This is a genomic window from Cupriavidus gilardii (assembly GCF_013347325.1).
GTDB lineage: Bacteria > Pseudomonadota > Gammaproteobacteria > Burkholderiales > Burkholderiaceae > Cupriavidus > Cupriavidus gilardii.
Window position 1 is genome coordinate 2041931 of the sequence record NZ_CP054626.1, and the last position, 14312, is coordinate 2056242.

A 14312-nucleotide genomic window follows, 5' to 3' on the forward strand; every position below is an offset into this window, starting at 1 on the left:
ATCGCCACCCCCGCTCAGACGCGGCCCATCGCGAAGCCCTTCGCGATGTAGTGCCGCACGAACCAGATCACGATGCCGCCGGGCACGATCGTCAGCACGCCCGCCGCGGCCAGCACGCCCCAGTCCATGCCGGATGCGGACACCGTGCGCGTCATCGTCGCCACGATCGGCTTGGCGTCCACCGAGGTCAGCGTGCGCGCCAGCAGCAGCTCGACCCAGCTGAACATGAAGCAGAAGAACGCCGCGACGCCGACGCCGGCCTTGATCAGCGGCAAGAAGATCGTCAGGAAGAAGCGCGGGAACGAATAGCCGTCGACATAGGCGGTCTCGTCGATCTCGCGCGGCACGCCCGACATGAAGCCCTCCAGGATCCACACCGCCAGCGGCACGTTGAACACCAGGTGCGCGAGCGCGACGCCCAGGTGGGTGTCCATCAGCCCGACGCTGGTATAGAGCTGGAAGAACGGCAGCAGGAACACCGCCGGCGGCGTCATCCGGTTGGTCAGCAGCCAGAAGAACACATGCTTGTCGCCGATGAACTGGTAGCGCGAGAACGCATACGCGGCCGGCAGCGCCACGGTGACCGAAATCACGGTGTTCAGCGCGACATAGATCAGCGAGTTGATATAACCGGAGTACCACGACGAATCGGTGAAGATCGTGCGGTAGTGCTCCAGCGTGAATTGCGCCGGCCACAGCGACAGCGTCGACAGGATCTCGTCGTTGGTCTTGAACGACATGTTCAGCATCCAGTAGATCGGCAGGATCGCAAAGACCAGATAGAGCAGCAGGAAGGCGGCGCGCCACCAGCCGCCGCGCGAGGCCGGATCATGCATGGGGAACCTCCTCGGCGACGGTGCCCGCGCGCTGCATCCAGTTGTACAGCACGAAACACAGCAGCAGGATGATCAGGAAATAGACGATCGAGAACGCCGCGGCCGGGCCCAGGTCGAACTGCCCCACCGCCTTCTGCGTCAGGTACTGCGACAGGAAGGTGGTGGCGTTGCCGGGCCCGCCGCCGGTCAGCACGAAGGGCTCGGTGTAGATCATGAAGCTGTCCATGAAGCGCAGCAGCACCCCGATCATCAGCACGCCGCGCAGCTTGGGCAGCTGGATGTGGCGGAACACCGCCCAGCGCGAGGCGCCGTCGATCTGCGCGGCCTGGTAGTAGGCGTCGGGGATCGCGCGCAGGCCGGCGTAGCACAGCAGCCCGACCAGAGGCGTCCAGTGCCAGACGTCCATCACCAGCACCGTCAGCCACGCATCGAGCGCGTTGCCGGTGTAGTTGTAGTCGAAGCCGAGCGCGGCCAGCGCGGCGCCGAGCAGGCCGATGTCGGTGCGGCCGAAGATCTGCCAGATGGTGCCGACCACGTTCCACGGAATCAGCAGCGACAGCGCGACGATCACCAGCACCGCCGACGCCTTCCAGCCGCGCGCCGGCATCGACAGCGCCAGCAGGATGCCGAGCGGGATCTCGACCAGCAGCACCGCCAGCGAGAAGCCGAGTTGCCGCAGCAGCGCGTCGTGCAGCTCGCCGTCGCGCAGCACCGCGCGGAACCACTCGGTGCCGACGAACACGCGCCGCTCCGGCGAGATGATGTCCTGCACCGAGTAATTGACGATGGTCATCAGGGGCAGGATCGCCGAGAACGCGACGCAGATCACCACCGGCAGCACCAGCAGCCACGCCTTCTGGTTGATCGGCTTCATCGGACCAGCTCCTCGTCGACGTAATAGCAGGTATGGCGGTGGAAGACAGAGAACCACGCGGTGTCGCCCGAACGCAGCGCGGCGGCCTCGTCGCCGAGCCGGGCGCGCAGCAGCGGCGCGCCAACGGGGCTGTCGATGCTTGCGCCACCGGCACCGCTGTCCTGCAGCCGCGCGGCGGCGATCCAGTAGGTGCCGATGTCCTGCGCGCGCTCGATCACCGCGGGCACTGCCTGCTCATTATCGGAGCGCGCCAGCCGCAGATATTCGGGCCGCACGCCGATCTTGAAGGTGCCGGCCGCCTGCAGCCGCTGCGCGATGGCCGCGTCGGACGGCGGTGCATAACGCCGTCCCGCCAGCTCGATCCAGCCGTCGCGCCAGCGCGCCGGCAGGAAATTCATGCCGGGCGAGCCGATGAAATGGCCGACGAAGGTATGGGCGGGCCGCTCGAACAGCGCGTCGGCGGTGCCGACCTGCACGGCCTTGCCGCGCGACATCACCACCACCTGATCGGCGAAGGTCAGCGCCTCGGTCTGGTCATGCGTGACATAGATCAGCGTCAGATGGAATTCGCGGTGGATCTGCTTGAGCTTGCGCCGCAGCTGCCATTTGAGGTGCGGGTCGATCACGGTCAACGGCTCGTCGAACAGGATCGCGGCGACATCGTGGCGCACCAGCCCGCGCCCCAGCGAGATCTTCTGCTTGGCATCGGCCGACAGGCCGCTGGCCTGGCGGTCGAGCACGGCCGACAGGTCCAGCATCTCGGCCACCTGCCCGACCCGTTCGCGCACCTGGGCCTGCGGCACGCCGCGATTGCGCAGCGGAAAGGCCAGGTTCTGGCCGACCGTCATGGTGTCGTAGATCACCGGGAACTGGAACACCTGAGCGATATTGCGCGCCTGCGGCGAGTCGCCGGTGACGTCGCGCCCGTCGAACGACACCGTGCCCTGCGACGGCCGCAGCAGGCCCGAGATGCAGTTCAGCAGCGTGGTCTTGCCGCAGCCCGAGGGCCCCAGCAGCGCATAGGCGCCGCCGTCGTCGAACGTAAAGCGCAGCGGCAGCAGCGCATAGTCCTCGTCGCTGCGCGGATCGGGGCCGTAGGCATGGGCCAGGTCCAGGTCGATGCGTGCCATGGCCTCAATTCCCCTGCCGGTTGGCGGGCCGCAGATGCACACGGCGCGGCGCGCGAATGCAGCGGCCCTGTGCATCGAACAGATAGAGCTGAGACGGATCGAGCCGCAGCGTCACCGTCTCGCCCAGCGCCAGTTCCAGCACGCCCGGCACCTGGGCGACCAGGTTGCCGACCGCGGTGTCGACGTGCACGAAGGTATCGGAGCCCGACAGCTCGGCCAGCGCCACCCGTCCCGGCAGCGGCACGCCCTCGCGCGCGCGCGGTACGCCGACCGCGAGCTCGTCGTGCCGGTCCGATACGCCATCGAGCCACAGGGTGCCGGCGCGCACGCCGACGGTGACCGGGCCGGCATAGCCCTGCAGCGCATCGCGGGCACCAGCGATGGCGCTGCCGATCGCGCTGTCGGTCGCGCTGTCATCCGGACGCAGCGCCACCTCGATGCCGTCGGGCAGATGCACGGCGCCGTCGCGCCATTCGCCGGCGATCAGGTTCATCGGCGGATCGCTGAAGGCGCGCGCCACGCGCAGCGAGTCGGGGTAGTGGAAGACTTCGGCCGTCGGCCCGTACTGCAGCAGCTCGCCGGCATCGAGCACGGCGGTATGGCCGCCGAGCAGCAGCGCCTCGCCGGGCTCGGTGGTCGCGTAGATCACGGTGGCGTCGCCCTGCGCGAACAGCTGGGCCAGCTCGTCGCGCAGCTCCTCGCGCAGCTTGTAGTCGAGATTGACCAGCGGCTCGTCCAGCAGCATCAGCGGCGCGCCCTTGGCCAGCGCCCGCGCCAGCGCAACACGCTGCTGCTGGCCGCCCGACAGCTCGGCGGGATGGCGCTCCAGCAGATGGTCGATATGCAGGCGCGCGGCCAGCGCACGCACGTGCCGGTCGATTTCGTCGGCGCCGCGCAGCCGCAGCGGCGAAGCGATGTTGTCGAACACCGTCAGCGAGGGGTAGTTGATGAACTGCTGGTAGACCATCGACACGTTCCGCTGGCGTACCGGCATGCCGGTCACATCAGCGTCGTCGACCAGCACGCGGCCGGCACTGGGACGATCGAGCCCGGCCATCACCCGCATCAGCGACGTCTTGCCGGCCTGGGTCGCGCCGAGCAGGATCGTCACCGCGCCCGGGACCGGGGCCAGCGACATCGGATAGAGATGGACCTGCGAACCTGCCTGCTGCGCGATGCCTTCCAGTCTGAGCTGCATCCGGTCTCCGTCAGGGTTCTGCTGCCCGGCGCACGGCATGGTTCGGCCCGAAGGAAGGTCGCGCGATCAGCGGACACGGAACGGGACGCAAAAGGGAACACCGGCGCGCATCGATTGCTTGCTTGCTCGTTTTAGTAAAGAAGCGAACAAAAAACAATAGTGCAATGCGTCATTTGTTTTCGTTTTTGTTTGAACTAGAATCCCGGCATGACGCTCAATCCCCGCCAGACCGCTCTTCTGGAAGAAGTCCGCAGCCAGGGTTTCGCCTCGATCGAAGAGCTAGCACGCAAGTTCGGCGTGACCCTGCAAACGGTCCGGCGCGACGTCAACCTGCTGGCGGAGAACGGCATGCTGGCGCGCTTTCACGGCGGCGTGCGGATGGATGGCTCGACCACCGAGAACATCGCCTATCGCCAGCGCCAGTTGCTCAATGCCGAGGGCAAGGCGCGCATCGCGCGCGCGGTGGCCGCGGCGGTGCCCGAGGGCTGTTCGCTGATCCTGAACATCGGCACCACGGTCGAGGAGATCGCCCGCGCGCTGGTCCATCATCGCGGCCTGCGCGTGATCACCAACAATCTGCACGTCGCCAATATCCTGGCCGACAACCAGGACTGCGAGGTGATCGTGGCCGGCGGCGTGCTGCGTTCGCGCGACCGCGGCATCATTGGCGAGGCCACGGTCGAGTTCATCGGCCAGTTCAAGGTCGATATCGGGCTGATCGGCATCTCGGGGATCGAGGCCGACGGCACGCTGCGCGATTACGATTTCCGCGAGGTCAAGGTGGCGCGCACGATCATCGAGCATTCGCGCGAGGTCTGGCTGGCCGCGGATGCGACCAAATTCAACCGGCAGGCGATGGTCGAGCTGGCGCACCTGTCGCAGATCGACCGGCTCTTCACCGACGAGCCGTTGCGGGCGCCGTTCGAGCAGATCGTCGCGGACAGCGGGGTGAAGTGTGTGGTGGCGGGGGAATAAGGCGCGGCACTGCGTGCTCCCCTGCCCCTCTCCCGCCCGCGGGAGCGGCGGGACCGGCGTGCGCGTGCCGCCGGTATTCGCAGAGGCTGCCGCGGGGACGACGGAGAACGAACGTCTGCCCGTTCCGGCGGTGTTCTCCCCTCTGCATGCGGCAGAGGCGGGACAGAGGCAGGGGAACGGGCAACAGCGCTCGTTACTTGAAGACGACCGTCTTGTGCCCGTTCAGCAGGATGCGATGTTCCGCATGCCACTTGACCGCGCGGGCCAGCGCCACGCATTCGACGTCGCGGCCGACCGCGGTCAGCTGGTCCGGGTCCATGCTGTGGTCCACGCGCTCGATCTCCTGCTCGATGATCGGGCCCTCGTCGAGGTCGGCGGTCACGTAGTGGGCCGTCGCACCGATCAGCTTGACGCCGCGATCGTGCGCCTGGTAGTAGGGCTTGGCGCCCTTGAAGCTGGGCAGGAAGGAATGGTGGATATTGATCGCCCGGCCCTCGAGCTTGCGGCACAGGTCGTTCGACAGCACCTGCATGTAGCGCGCCAGCACGACCAGGTCGATCTTCTGGTCCTGCACCACCTCGTAGACCTTGGCCTCCTGCGCGGCCTTCTGCTCGGCCGATGCGTTCATCAGCGGCAAATGGAAGAACGGAATGTCGTAGGATGCGGCCAGCTGGTAGAAATCGCGGTGGTTCGACACGATGGCCGCGATCTCGACCGGCAGCTGTCCGCTCTTGGCGCGGAACAGCAGATCGTTCAGGCAATGGCCGATGCGCGACACCATGATCATCACGCGCGGCTTGATCGCGGCATCGAACAGCTCCCACTGCATCGAGAACTGCTCGCCGACCGGCGCGAACGCGCTCTTGAGCGCGCCGAGCTCCGGACCGCCCGGGGCCGCGGTGAAATGCACGCGCATGAAGAAGCGGCCGGTGTACTCGTCACCGTACTGGTCCGAATCGACGATATTGCAGCCGTGCTGGAACAGCAGTCCCGAAACGGCATGCACGATGCCCGGCTGATCGGGGCACGAAATGGTCAGAATAAAGCCTGGATTGCTCATCGTTGGGGTTCTCTGGAGGGGGCGCGCCCGGCGAACCGGCCGCCTTGCCGCGCGCCGTACGGGGCCCGGTACAGCGCGGCTGCGCTAGTCGGCGAAGCCCGGTACCGGCGGCGCCCAACCGCGCCGGCGCAGCGCACAGAGCGTCACCAGCGTGGCATCGAGCGTCATCGCGCCATCCGCCATGATAGCAAGGGCGGCGTCCGGCCCCACCCGCCGGTGCTCGGCGACCTCGCCGTCGCGGTTGTGCGGCACGAAGTCGGCCGGCAGTTCCAGGTCGTACAGATAGACCGTTTCCCACTGCACGCCCTCGTCGATTTCGCGCAGCACCTGCACCGTGCCGTGGGCCTGCGCCTGGGCCGCCAGCCACGGGGGAATGCCGGACTCCTCGTCGCATTCGCGCACCAGCGTCGCCAGCGGATCGCTGCCATGCGGCATGCCGCCGGCCACCAGGTTGTCCCACATGCCGGGATCGACGGCCTTGCTGTCGCTTCGCCGCGCGATCCACAGCGTGCGCTCGCCGGCCACGATGCCGTTCATGTGCGAGGCGAAGGTCAACAGGCCGAGATAGCGCGCCGCGGCGCGTTCGATCACCGCCAGCGCCGGATGGTCCAGCGCCGGCGTGACGGCAAACGCTTCATCGCGCCAGCCGCGCAGCAGGCTGTGCGCGGCCAGCCGGCGGGCCAGCGTGGCAAGCGCCGCGGTACGCGCATCGAAACCATCGATCCGCGGCAGCAGGACGACCGCGTCGGCCGTTTCGGCGCCCAGCACCGCGAAGTCGATGCCCTCGGCCCCTTCCAGCTCGCGCAGCGTCTGCGCATGCCGGCGCGGCAGCCAGCCGACCTGCAGGCCGTCGATGGTCAGGCGCAGATGCTGGGCGGGATCGAAGCGCGAACGCGCGCTCAGGTTGGCGGCAATGCGTTGGGCAAGATCGTGGGAACGGGACATCGACATGTTGGCGCCCGGCAGGGACGTTCTACTCGCGGCGCCGCTGTCAGCAAACACGGAACCACGGAATCATTGAAATCAGCAGGATGGCAGCCATGACCGACAGCACGACGCCAGCGCGCGGCGAATACATCCTGGCGCTCGACCAGGGCACCAGCAGTTCGCGTGCGATCCTGTTCGATCATGCCGGCAATGTGGTGCGGATCGCCCAGCGCGAATTCCGGCAATATTACCCGCAGCCCGGCCATGTCGAGCACGACCCTTACGAGATCTGGCAATCGCAGCTGGCGGTCGCGCACGAGGTGCTGAACGGCGCCGGCGTGTCCGCGCGCCAGATCCGCGCGATCGGCATCACCAACCAACGCGAGACCGCGGTGCTGTGGGACCGCCGCACCGGCGAGCCGGTCGGCCGCGCGCTGGTCTGGCAGGACCGCCGCACCGCGCCGATGTGCGAGGCGCTGCAGCGCGACGGCCATGGCGAGCGCTTCCGCGCGAAGACCGGCCTGGTCATCGACGCCTATTTTTCCGGCACCAAGCTGCGCTGGATGCTCGACCACTACGACGGCGCGCGCAAACGCGCGGCGCGGGGCGAGCTGGCCTTCGGCACGGTGGACAGCTGGCTGATCTGGCAGCTGACCGATGGCGCGCGCCATGTCACCGACGTCTCCAACGCGTCGCGCACGATGCTGTTCAACATCCATGAATTCCGCTGGGACGACGAGTTGCTGGCGCTGCTCGACATCCCGCGCAGCCTGCTGCCCGAAGTCGTGCCGTCCAGCGGCGAGGCCGCCCGCACCGCGGCGCGCGTGTTCGGCGCCGAGCTGCCGATCGCCGGCATCGCCGGCGACCAGCAGGCGGCCACGTTCGGCCAGGCCTGCCTGTCGCCCGGCATGGCGAAGAACACCTACGGCACCGGCTGCTTCCTGCTGATGAACACCGGTTCGGCGCCGGTGGTCTCGCAGAACCGGCTGCTGACGACGATCGGCTGGCAGCTCGGTTCGCATGCCGGCGATAGCGGCAAAGCCACCACCCAGTATTGCCTCGAAGGCGGCGTCTTCATGGGCGGCGCGACGATCCAGTGGCTGCGCGACGGCCTGCAGATCATCCAGAGCGCGCCCGAAGTCGAGCCGCTGGCGCGGCAATGCGACGACACCGGCGGCGTGGTGCTGGTCCCCGCCTTCGCCGGGCTCGGCGCACCGCACTGGGACGCGTTTGCGCGCGGCACGCTGATCGGCATCACGCGCGGCACGGGCCGCCCGCAGATCGCGCGCGCGGCGCTCGAGGCGATCGCGCTGCAGAGCGTCGACGTGCTGGACGCCATGCAGAAGGATGCCGGCATCGCGCTGGCCGAACTGCGCGTCGATGGCGGCGCCTCGCGCAGCGACCTGCTGATGCAGATGCAGGCCGATCTGCTCGGCACCGCGGTCGTGCGCCCGCGCGTCACCGAAACCACCGCGCTGGGCGCCGCCTATCTGGCGGGCCTGGCCAGCGGCTTCTGGCGCGACCAGCAGGAACTGGCCAGCCAGTGGCAGATCGAACAGCGTTTCGAGCCGCGGCTGTCCGCCGATGCGCGCGCCAGCCAGCTCGCGCGCTGGCATCGCGCGGTGGAGCGCGCGCGGGACTGGGCGCGCGATGATCCCGCATCCGCCACTGCCTCGGCGACCAGCTGAACGCATTCGCTCGCACCACCAGATAATCGCCTATCACCGACGATCCGACGATCGGCCGACGCGCCGCAGAACCGCCACCGCCACCACCGATCCGATTCGCACCGCTCACCTTCGCCATGCAGACACCCAACCCTACCCTGCCCCCGGATCGCGCGGCGCTGCTCGCCGCGCTGGAGCGCGAGCGCCGCTGGGACGTGATCGTGATCGGCGGCGGCGCCACCGGCCTCGGCACCGCGGTCGATGCCGCCTCGCGCGGCTACCGCACGCTGCTGCTGGAGGCCGCCGACTTCGCCAAGGGCACCTCGAGCAAGGCCACCAAGCTGGTGCACGGCGGCGTGCGCTATCTGGCCCAGGGCAATATCGGCCTGGTGCGCGAGGCGCTGCAGGAGCGCGGCATGCTCGCGCGCAACGCGCCGCATCTGGTGTGGCCGTTGGGCTTCGTGGTCCCCGCCTACCAACTGTTCGACCAGCCGTTCTATGGCATCGGCCTGAAGGTCTACGACATGCTGGCCGGCAGCCGCAATCTGATGGACAGCCGCTGGCTGAACCACCAGCAGGCGCTGGCCGCGGCGCCGACACTGGCCGAGCATGTCGGCGGCCGGCCGCTGCGCGGTGCCAATCTGTATTTCGACGGCCAGTTCGACGATGCACGGCTGGCGATCGCACTGATGCGCACGCTGTTCGATCTGGGCGGCGTCGCGCTGAACTATGCCCGCGTGACCGGACTCGTGATGCAGGCTGGCGTGGTCGGCGGCGTCACGGTGCGCGACGCGCTCGGCGACGCCGAACTGACGCTGCATGCCGAATGCGTGATCAATGCCACCGGCGTCTGGGTCGATGCGGTGCGGCGCATGGAGGACGAGCGCGCGCAGATGATGGTCGCGCCCAGCCAGGGCGTACACCTGACGCTGCCGCGCAGCTTCCTGCCCGGCGATCGCGCGATCCTGGTGCCCAAGACCGACGACGGCCGCGTGCTGTTCCTGGTGCCCTGGAACGGCCACACCATCGTCGGCACCACCGACACCCCGCGACGCGATCTGCCGCTGGAGCCGCGCGCCGAGGATGACGACGTCGACTTCATCCTCGAAACTGCCGCGCGCTACCTGTCGCGCGATCCCACTCGCGACGATGTCACCAGCGTCTGGGCCGGCTTGCGCCCGCTGGTCAAGGCGACCGGCGAAAGCTCGACCGCCTCGCTGTCGCGCGAACACACGATCGTGGTGTCGAAGGCAGGCCTGATCACCGTGACCGGCGGCAAATGGACCACCTATCGCAAGATGGCCGAGGACGTGATCGACACCGCGATTCGCCGCCAGATGCTGCGCGCCGCGCCATGCGTGACCGCCGACCTGCCGCTGCATGGCGCCGGCGCGTGGGCCGGACAACAGGCGAACCTGAACGCGCCGGACCGCTACTATGGCGGCGATCTCGGGCTGCTGCGCAGCCTGCCCGGCGCCGACAACGTGCTCGCACCGGAATCGGGCCTGACCGAGGCGCACGTGCGCTTCGCCGCCCGCTATGAGCTGGCGCGCAAGGTCGAGGACGTGGTCGCGCGCCGCAATCGGCTGCTGTTCCTCGACGCCCGCGCGGCGGAGGCGGCGGCCCCGCGCGTGGCGGCGATCCTCGCCGAAGAACTGGGGCACGACACCGCCTGGCAGCAGGCGGAGGTCGACAGCGTGCGCAAGCTCGCGGCCAGCTATCGGCTCGATGCCGGCGGGCAACGTTGAGCGTCACGCGCGACGAGCCTGCTCATCGATTCCCTCGACCGCCCTCTGCCGAACGAACCGATATGGCCATCTCCCTGCCCTTTGTCCGCGCCACCCGGCTTGCCGGCGCCGCGCTGCTCGCCGCCGCCTTCGCCGCGGCCGCCTTCGCCGGGGCGGCACAGGCCCGTCCCGGCATCGACGGCGTGCGCTTCGATGCGCCGGTCACCGTGCGCTACCGCTGCGATGACGGCAAGCAGCTGACCGCGCGCTATTTCAACAGCGCCGACAACCAGATCGCGATCCTGCGGCTCGACGGCAAGCCGCTGCTGTTCGTCTCCGTCCTGAGCGCATCGGGCGCACGCTATGCGCACGGCCAGCACGTCTGGTGGACCAAGGGCGACGAGGGCATGCTGCAGGACATCACGCAGGGCGAAAACGCGCCGCCGGTCTACGCGAACTGCCGCGCCCGGCGATAGCGGCGCGGCGCCAGACAGGCGGAGGGTGGGCGCGGCCATGGTGTCCGAGCGATAATGCGGGTCATCGAATCAGGGAGAACACCATGGACGAGATAGACGATCTGTCCGATCTGCCGATGCCCCGCTTCATCTGGGGCTTCGCCATCGCCACCGGCAAGGGGGGCGAAGTGATGCACGACGAATTCGAGTATCTGACCCATACCCGCAGCCCGCGCTTCACCTGCCGCGTGGTCGAGCTCGAGGACATGCCGACCGAGAGCGACGAGTCGGGCATCGACGGCCGCATCGTCCATTACGACGACCCCGCGCGCCTGTTCTACATCACCGATGCAGGCATGGCGCTGGTCAATTTCGAGCTGTTCGACAAGCTGCCGGACCGCCAGAAGCTGAAGAAGGTCTGCGACGAGGCCATCCGCAACTGGATGATCCGGCGCGACTTCCTCGACAGCGAAGACGACGAGGATTGAACGCAAGCGCGCCGGCAACATGCGGAAAAACAGGTGAAAAGCGGGCGGGAAGCGGGCGGGAAGCGGGCGGAAAGCGGGCCCAAATCAAGCGGAAATGGGCCCGTGCCTGCATTGATGCGGCGCATCGATCCCCGTCCGCGATACCGGCAGCCCCGCGGACACCCGGTCGGCCCAGTCCTACAAGCCTAGCGGAGCGGTCCCGACAGTAGGCCCCGCCCGCGCTCCCTATAGTGAAGCCATGGAGTTCACGACAAGGAGCGAAACCATGCCTTATATCCTCGCCTGGTTGCTGGGTGTACCGGCCTTCGTGCTGGTCCTGATCTGGCTGTTCGCGCACTGATCCCCCGACATGGCCGGCGGCTTCCGTGACGGTCTCGTCGACCATCTCGCCGCCGGCCACGCCCCATGTGGCAACGATCCAACGTCCGCCCGCAAGGCGGACGTTTTTGTTGCCCCTTGCCATCCCGCCACAGCGGACCCGCGTCGACATTCGTGTAGACTCCGCCGGACAAGGCGCATCGTATTGCCACAGAGCGCCGCCCCCGCCGCTGCTATCGAGGGGAACCTGGCCAGACGGACGCACAACGGGCGTTCATCGTTTATTTGGCATTGATGACGAGGATCGATTCGACTGTCGCCACGCCGCGCCGGCGTGGCGCCATGCTGACCACGGCATGGCTTCTGGCCGCGATGGCATTGCCGCCGGCCCACTCCCAACCCGCCTCCCCCAATTCCGCAGTCGAAGGTCCGAGCAGCCAGGGCAGGGCCACCTCCGGCGTCGGCGCCGCGCCCGCCGCCGCGTCCGCGCCGGCCGGCACGCCAACGCGCCGGCAGACGCTGACGGTCGCCGAGATGGGCGCCTACGGCCCGATCGCGCTGCGCGGACTGGACCCGGAACGCGTGCTCAATGTCGGCATCCGTGCGGACGAGGTCGTCACCAGTGCCACGCTGCGGCTGCACTACACCTATTCGCCGTCGCTGATCTATCCGCTGTCGCATCTGAAGATCAAGCTGAACGACGAGGTCGTCGCCACGCTGCCGCTGGAAGCGAATCGCGCGGGCCAGCAGGTCACGCGCGACATTGCGCTCGAGCCGCGGCTGTTTACCGACTTCAATCGCCTGGCGATCGAATTCATCGGCCATTACACGGTGGACCACTGCGAGGACGCCGCCCATTCGGCGCTGTGGACCGATATCAGCGCCAACAGCGCGCTGACGCTGACCACCGCCGCGCTGCGGCTGCCGGACAATCTGGCGCTGCTGCCGCTGCCTTTCTTCGATCGCCGCGACAACCGGCGCGTCACGGTGCCGTTCGTACTGGCGGAGAACGCCGACATGGCGACGCTGCGCGCGGCCGGCGTGGTGGCATCGTGGCTGGGTGCGCTGGCGGACTATCGCGGCGCGCGCTTCCCGGTGGCGCGCAGCGCGCCGGCCGGCCAGCACGCGATCATGCTGACGCTGCCCGGCCCCGCCGCGGCCGCGCTGGGGCTGCGCGAAATCGCCGGCCCGACGGTCACGGTGATGCCCAATCCGAACAGTCCCGACCACAAGCTGCTGGTCATCGCCGGCCGCAATGCCGAGGAACTGACGACCGCCGCCAATGCGCTGGTGCTCGGCAAGGCCGCGATGGCGGGCCGCCAGGCGTCGATCCAGACCGTCGACCTGGGGCCGCCGCGCGCGCCGTATGACGCGCCGAACTGGGCGCCGGTCGATCGTCCGGTGCTGTTCCGCGAGCTGGTCACCGATCCGCAGCAGCTGCAGGTGTCGGGCAACGATCCGCAGGCGATCCGCGTCAACCTGCGCGTGCCGGCCGACCTGTACGGGTGGAACCAGCGCAGCGTGCCGCTGAACCTCAAATACCGCTATACGGCACCGTCGACGTACAACGACTCGGTGCTGAACGTCGATATCAACGAGCAGCTGGTGCGCTCGTATCGGCTGCGGCCGCTGTCGGGCAGCGACGACGAGAATCTGGTCAGTGTGCCGCTGCTGTCGGGCAGCGACGCGGTTGTCTCCAACGAGATCCGCGTGCCGGCCTTCCGCGTCGGCAGCGACAACCAGATGCAGTTCCGCTTTCACCTGGATTCGCAGAAGACCGGCCTGTGCGCCTCGACGCCGGCCAAGGTCGCGCGCGCAGCGATCGACCCCGACTCGAGCATCGACTTCAGCGGCTTCGCGCACTACGCCGCAATGCCGAACCTCGCCTTCTTCGCCAACAGCGGCTATCCGTTCACGCGGCTGGCCGATCTGGCCGATACCGCGGTGGTGCTGCCCGACGCCCCGCGTGCGATCGACCAGGAGGCCCTGCTGACGCTGCTCGGCCATATGGGCCGCTGGACCGGACTGCCGGCGCTGCGCGTGTCGGTGGTGCCCGCGAAGGACGTCGAAGCGGTCGGCCAGCGCAATCTGCTGATCGTCGGCAACGGCAGCGCGGGCGAGCTGCTGGCGCGCTGGGGCAAGTCGCTGCCGCTGATGATCGCGCGCGGCAAGACCGAGATGGCGCTGCGCGACCAGCGCGCCAGCGCATGGTCGAACTGGCTCAGCGACAGCGAACCCGAGGCGATGACGCCGGCCGGGCGCGCAATCCTGTCGGCCGACGGTCCGCTGGCCGCGCTGGTCGGCTTCGAATCGCCTTTTCGCGAACGGCACAGCGTGGTCGCGGTGACCGCGACCGAGGCCGACCGGCTCGGCGATGTGCTCGACGCCCTCGACGATCCAACCAAGATCGCGCAGATCCGCGGCGACCTGACCGTGGTGCGTGCGAAGGAAGTCGAAGGCCTGCGGCTCGGCGAGCGCTATTTCGTCGGCGATTTTCCGTGGTATGCGCGGGTCTGGGTGCGAGTGTCCTCGCACCCGGTCTTCCTCGGCATCGCCGGCATCCTGGCCGGCCTCGCGGTGGCGCTGAGCGCGTTCTGGGCGCTGTCCCGGCTGGCGGCACGGCGCAACGGAGGCTGAGATGGCGAGGTTCGCGATGG

At 68.5% G+C, this 14312-nt stretch carries 12 protein-coding genes; 6 read left to right on the plus strand and 6 right to left on the minus strand.

What is annotated here, in order from left to right:
• Positions 1–14: 14 nt before the first annotated feature.
• The 4 genes from FOB47_RS19430 to FOB47_RS19445 are packed head-to-tail and all read right to left on the minus strand — an operon-like array spanning position 15 to position 4038.
• Entirely contained in the window at positions 15–836 is an 822-nt protein-coding gene (locus tag FOB47_RS19430) for a carbohydrate ABC transporter permease (protein WP_053822113.1), read from the minus strand.
• Positions 829–1710, minus strand: a complete 882-nt coding sequence (locus tag FOB47_RS19435; protein WP_174781864.1) for a carbohydrate ABC transporter permease — start codon at positions 1708–1710, stop codon at positions 829–831. Before FOB47_RS19435 ends, FOB47_RS19430 begins: the two co-directional genes overlap by 8 nt.
• The gene (locus tag FOB47_RS19440) at positions 1707–2840 is read right to left on the minus strand and encodes an ABC transporter ATP-binding protein (protein ID WP_174781865.1); all 1134 of its coding nucleotides are present in this window, start codon (positions 2838–2840) and stop codon (positions 1707–1709) included. Before FOB47_RS19440 ends, FOB47_RS19435 begins: the two co-directional genes overlap by 4 nt.
• A gap of 4 nt (positions 2841–2844) precedes the next feature.
• Positions 2845–4038: an ABC transporter ATP-binding protein gene (locus FOB47_RS19445; protein ID WP_174781866.1), complete on the minus strand. Its 1194-nt coding sequence runs from the start codon at positions 4036–4038 to the stop codon at positions 2845–2847.
• 207 nt (positions 4039–4245) lie between these two features.
• Here FOB47_RS19445 and FOB47_RS19450 point away from each other — a divergent pair, with 207 nt between their 5' ends.
• Positions 4246–5013, plus strand: a complete 768-nt coding sequence (locus FOB47_RS19450) for a DeoR/GlpR family DNA-binding transcription regulator (RefSeq protein ID WP_053822117.1) — start codon at positions 4246–4248, stop codon at positions 5011–5013.
• 193 nt (positions 5014–5206) lie between these two features.
• Here the strand turns inward: FOB47_RS19450 and purU are convergent, their stop codons facing one another.
• Complete coding sequence (gene purU / locus FOB47_RS19455) at positions 5207–6073, minus strand: formyltetrahydrofolate deformylase (protein ID WP_174781867.1); 867 nt, start codon at positions 6071–6073, stop codon at positions 5207–5209.
• A gap of 84 nt (positions 6074–6157) precedes the next feature.
• On the minus strand, positions 6158–7018 hold the full coding sequence (locus FOB47_RS19460; RefSeq protein WP_174781868.1) for an NUDIX hydrolase: 861 nt from the start codon (positions 7016–7018) through the stop codon (positions 6158–6160).
• A 95-nt stretch (positions 7019–7113) separates the two neighbouring features.
• Between FOB47_RS19460 and glpK the strand changes: the two genes are divergently transcribed.
• From glpK to bcsB, 5 genes are all read left to right on the plus strand, one after another.
• Complete coding sequence (glpK, locus tag FOB47_RS19465) at positions 7114–8688, plus strand: glycerol kinase GlpK (protein WP_174781869.1); 1575 nt, start codon at positions 7114–7116, stop codon at positions 8686–8688.
• 116 nt (positions 8689–8804) lie between these two features.
• Positions 8805–10415, plus strand: coding sequence for a glycerol-3-phosphate dehydrogenase/oxidase (locus FOB47_RS19470; RefSeq protein ID WP_151022861.1), 1611 nt, complete (start codon positions 8805–8807; stop codon positions 10413–10415).
• A 62-nt stretch (positions 10416–10477) separates the two neighbouring features.
• A complete protein-coding gene (locus tag FOB47_RS19475; RefSeq protein WP_174781870.1) occupies positions 10478–10870 on the plus strand; it encodes an MliC family protein in 393 nt (130 codons plus the stop codon).
• Positions 10871–10953: 83 nt separating this feature from the next.
• Positions 10954–11337 (plus strand): hypothetical protein, encoded by a 384-nt coding sequence (locus FOB47_RS19480; RefSeq protein ID WP_053822121.1) that lies wholly within the window; start codon positions 10954–10956, stop codon positions 11335–11337.
• A gap of 660 nt (positions 11338–11997) precedes the next feature.
• A complete protein-coding gene (gene bcsB, locus FOB47_RS19485; RefSeq protein ID WP_244959339.1) occupies positions 11998–14292 on the plus strand; it encodes a cellulose biosynthesis cyclic di-GMP-binding regulatory protein BcsB in 2295 nt (764 codons plus the stop codon).
• The last annotated feature ends 20 nt before the right edge of the window (positions 14293–14312 follow it).

Excerpts from the sequence above, each read along its gene's own strand:
- glpK (WP_174781869.1), top strand. The coding sequence starts at position 7,114 with ATGACCGACAGCACGACGCCAGCGCGCGGCGAATACATCCTGGCGCTC.
- FOB47_RS19470 (WP_151022861.1), top strand. The coding sequence starts at position 8,805 with ATGCAGACACCCAACCCTACCCTGCCCCCGGATCGCGCGGCGCTGCTC.
- FOB47_RS19435 (WP_174781864.1), bottom strand. The coding sequence starts at position 1,710 with ATGAAGCCGATCAACCAGAAGGCGTGGCTGCTGGTGCTGCCGGTGGTG.
- FOB47_RS19480 (WP_053822121.1), top strand. The coding sequence starts at position 10,954 with ATGGACGAGATAGACGATCTGTCCGATCTGCCGATGCCCCGCTTCATC.
- purU (WP_174781867.1), bottom strand. The coding sequence starts at position 6,073 with ATGAGCAATCCAGGCTTTATTCTGACCATTTCGTGCCCCGATCAGCCG.
- bcsB (WP_244959339.1), top strand. The coding sequence starts at position 11,998 with ATGCTGACCACGGCATGGCTTCTGGCCGCGATGGCATTGCCGCCGGCC.
- FOB47_RS19475 (WP_174781870.1), top strand. The coding sequence starts at position 10,478 with ATGGCCATCTCCCTGCCCTTTGTCCGCGCCACCCGGCTTGCCGGCGCC.
- FOB47_RS19450 (WP_053822117.1), top strand. The coding sequence starts at position 4,246 with ATGACGCTCAATCCCCGCCAGACCGCTCTTCTGGAAGAAGTCCGCAGC.
- FOB47_RS19440 (WP_174781865.1), bottom strand. The coding sequence starts at position 2,840 with ATGGCACGCATCGACCTGGACCTGGCCCATGCCTACGGCCCCGATCCG.
- FOB47_RS19460 (WP_174781868.1), bottom strand. The coding sequence starts at position 7,018 with ATGTCCCGTTCCCACGATCTTGCCCAACGCATTGCCGCCAACCTGAGC.
- FOB47_RS19430 (WP_053822113.1), bottom strand. The coding sequence starts at position 836 with ATGCATGATCCGGCCTCGCGCGGCGGCTGGTGGCGCGCCGCCTTCCTG.
- FOB47_RS19445 (WP_174781866.1), bottom strand. The coding sequence starts at position 4,038 with ATGCAGCTCAGACTGGAAGGCATCGCGCAGCAGGCAGGTTCGCAGGTC.